At 75.6% G+C, this 648-nt stretch carries 1 pseudogene; it reads left to right on the forward strand.

The annotated features are described in order from the left end of the window. Window positions 1-648: pseudogene (locus EN781_RS33670) on the forward strand (chromosome segregation protein SMC); the annotation flags it as partial.

Raw genomic sequence — 648 nt, forward strand, 5'->3', positions numbered from 1 at the left:
GCGGCGATCTTTTCCCGTCCGTGCTGGAGCAGCTCAGCGTCGAGCGCGGCTACGAGACCGCGCTGGGCGCCGCCCTCGGCGAGGATCTCGACGTGCCGCTCGACCGCAGCGCGCCGGTGCATTGGGGCGAGAGCGCGATCCAGCCGGGCGATGCAGCGCTGCCCGACGGCGTGAAGAGCCTTGCCAGCGTCGTGCGCGCGCCCTCCCAGCTTGCCCGCCGGCTGGCGCAGATCGGTATCGTGGAGGCTGCCGATGGCCGCCGTCTCCAGGCCCTGCTTGCGCCCGGCCAGCGGCTGGTCAGCCGCGACGGCGCGCTGTGGCGCTGGGACGGCTTGACCGCCAGCGCCGACGCGCCGACCGCCGCGGCACAACGGCTGGCGCAGAAGAACCGGCTGGCCGAGCTCGACGCCGAGGCGGTGCAGGCCACCCGCGTCCTGCGCGAGGCCGAAGCAGCCCTTGCCCAGGCCGAACAGGCGCTGCGCCAGGCAAGCGAGGCCGAGCGCAATGCCCGCCAGGCCGGCCGCGATGCCCAGCATGGGCTGGATGCCGCCCGCAACGCGCTGGCCGAGGCCGAGAAGGCCGGCGGCGAACTGGTGAGCCGGCGCGCCGCGCTCGACGAGGCGCGCGCCCGCGTCGTCGACAGCCATG

The sequence above is a fragment of the Mesorhizobium sp. M4A.F.Ca.ET.090.04.2.1 genome, assembly GCF_003999085.1.
In the GTDB taxonomy this organism is placed as follows: domain Bacteria; phylum Pseudomonadota; class Alphaproteobacteria; order Rhizobiales; family Rhizobiaceae; genus Mesorhizobium.